General features: G+C 59.4%; 3 protein-coding genes. All 3 read right to left on the reverse strand.

What is annotated here, in order from left to right; translation table 11 throughout:
• Positions 1–70: 70 nt before the first annotated feature.
• From tnpC to AWB72_RS28285, 3 genes are read right to left on the reverse strand one after another with little or no spacing between them, the layout of a single operon-like run.
• Entirely contained in the window at positions 71–1,651 is a 1,581-nt protein-coding gene (gene tnpC / locus AWB72_RS28275; RefSeq protein ID WP_087129211.1) for an IS66 family transposase, read from the reverse strand.
• A gap of 31 nt (positions 1,652–1,682) precedes the next feature.
• Positions 1,683–2,036, reverse strand: a complete 354-nt coding sequence (tnpB, locus tag AWB72_RS28280; protein ID WP_045463971.1) for an IS66 family insertion sequence element accessory protein TnpB — start codon at positions 2,034–2,036, stop codon at positions 1,683–1,685.
• The gene (locus tag AWB72_RS28285; protein WP_075583979.1) at positions 2,012–2,536 is read right to left on the reverse strand and encodes a transposase; all 525 of its coding nucleotides are present in this window, start codon (positions 2,534–2,536) and stop codon (positions 2,012–2,014) included. Before AWB72_RS28285 ends, tnpB begins: the two co-directional genes overlap by 25 nt.
• Positions 2,537–2,552 lie beyond the last annotated feature (16 nt).

A 2,552-nucleotide genomic window follows, 5' to 3' on the forward strand; every position in this document is an offset into this window, starting at 1 on the left:
GTAAGCGATCCGCGAACGACGCCCCTCAGAGTAAGGTGGTAGAGCGCGTGATGTGTGATAGCGAAGTGGGTCAGCGGAGATCTGCGGGCATCTTCCAGGGAAGCAGCGCGTCGTAGTCGTCGACGGTCTTCGCCAGAGGAAGGCGTTGGAATAACCAGTGGAGGTAACGATAGGGATCGATGCCGCCGGCTTTACACGTTTCGATCAGGCTGTAGAGGTTTGCACTTGCGTTTGCCCCTGCAACCGTGTCGCTAAAAAGCCATGAACGGCGCCCAACGACGAAGGGGCGAATCGCGTTCTCACAAGGGTTGTTCGAGATAGGCCAACTGCCGTTCTCGACATAGCGGATCAGCTTCGGCCACTGCTCGCGTAGATAGGTCAGTGCCTTTCCAAGCAGACTTTTTGGCACGATGCCGGGCGACTGCGCGAGCGCCAAGGCGTAGATGGCGTCGAGGATGCGCGTGCTGTATCGCCGTCGTAATCGCTGTCGTCGCTCAGGCTTCCATTTACTAGAGCGGGCCTCCGCAGCGAACAGTTTGCCAATCAGCGTGATGAACCGTGTTGCGAGCAGATCGGGCGAACGCGCGACTTTCGGCACGTTGTCCTCCGCTTTGATGAAGTACCGCCTCAGGTGCGCCCAACATCCGAGGTGCACGAGGTCGTAGCGTTGAGCGATGTCGTTGTAGGGCTCGTAGCCGTCAGTCACCAGAACCGCGCCCTTGCGGATGCCCGTGAACAGCTTGTCGGCCAACTTGGCGCCGCGTCCAGGTGTATAGCTGAAGCAGCGGATAGGAACGCCCGAGCCGGTCATCTGCGCCCAGAGGTAGCTCTTCGTTTGTGGTCTTCTCCCTTTTTCTTTCAGTACCTGGAACGTTGTTTCGTCGCAGTAGATCAGCTCTGCCTCGAGCAACGCATCGCGCATCAAGTTGATCACGGGCTGGGTCGCGAGGCCAACGCGAACCATGCTGGCGGCGATCGTGTTCGACGAGATGTCGCCACCGAAGCGACACAGCAAACCAGCCTGACGATACAGCGGCATGCCGAATTGATACTTGCCGGTGGCGATCCATGCAAGCGCCGATTCGCTGAACAGTCCGCGCGCGATGATGCGCGGCGGCGCCGGCGTGACCTTGATCCCGAGGTCACAGCAAGGGCACGCATATTTGACGCGCTGGTGTTGGATCACCCGAAGCTGCTCCGGGATCACATCGAGCTGCTCACTGATCTCCGCGCCTATCTCGACGAGCGCGTGCCCATCGTTCGTGCAGAAGCGTTCGGCTTCGGGCAGTTCGTGTCGCACGACCTCGCGCGGCAGATTCGGATCTAGCGGCTTGCGATGACCGCGCTTCTTGCGCTTGTGCGCGGCGACTGTCGTCTCCGGCGTGTCTTCCTGCGCGGGCGCGCTGTTCACTCCGAGCGTCTCGGCTTCGTTGAACAAGCTAGGTTGATCAGAATCTCGTGCTTCACTCTTGGCGCCGAACAGTTCGCGACGATAAGCTCGGAGGCGCTCCTCGGCGAGATCGCGCTCGGCCGTCACGAGCCGCAAGGCGCCGCGTAATGCCTCCTGTTCTTCTCGCAATGCACGCGCAGCATCGCGCTCGGCGAGCAACGCCTTCAGTTCCTCGGCGGTGATCGTGACGTTGATCGGCATGGCTGGTTAGACCCGCACACCGCCTCACTGTTCAGCTCACGCGATGATATTCCTGCTTCGGATGCCGCCGGATTGCGGTGATGTCATCGCCGTCGAGTAGCGCGTGCAGCACATTGGTGGTCATCGTCACGATCTCAGCCTTGTTGTCGGGCCAGATGAAATGGCTTCTCTCCAATCGCTTTATGAGAAGCCAGAAACCACTGCCATCCCAGCCAAGGATTTTTATCCGATCGCGACGCCGGTTTCCGAAGATGTATAGCGAAGTGTCCATCGGATTCAGGCGCATCGACTGCTCGACGAGAATCGACAGGCTATTCATGCCGTAGCGGAAATCAACGGGATCGCGGTGCAGATAGACCTTCAAATCGTCGTCGAACCGGAACACGGCATCCTCCCCAGAATCTGAACCATGGTCGTCAATTCGTCGATGGTCGCGATTGCCCCGCCGAGTTCGAGCTCGACGCCGTTCGACAGACGCACATGCAAGGCAAGTGTCATCGATGGTGGTGTGGACGGATGTGTCGGCGACGCTGAAACGACCGACACGAACGCAGACGGCTTTACCGCGACGGGGACGGGTTGGTGCGACCCTGGCAGAGCGGCGGCCACCTCATTAATCGACTCGTCGGGGTGAGGCGCGTTGTATTCGTCGTTGCCATTATGCTGCGACGCTGGCGAAATGCCTTTCTCGCGCTCCACCAAGTACTTCGCGATCCACTTGCGCAGCAGATTGGCGTTGATGCCGTGCTGCTGAGCCAGACCGGCGACTGATACTCCGGGACGAAGTGATGCCTCAATCAAGGCGCGTTTACTTTTTTCGTCATAGCGGCGACGACCATCGCTGCTACGACGTACTACTGCCAACTCTGAGTCTATGCCAGTCATAGGTGTCCACCTCAAG

The sequence above is a fragment of the Caballeronia concitans genome (assembly GCF_001544615.1).
In the GTDB taxonomy this organism is placed as follows: Bacteria; Pseudomonadota; Gammaproteobacteria; order Burkholderiales; family Burkholderiaceae; genus Caballeronia; species Caballeronia concitans.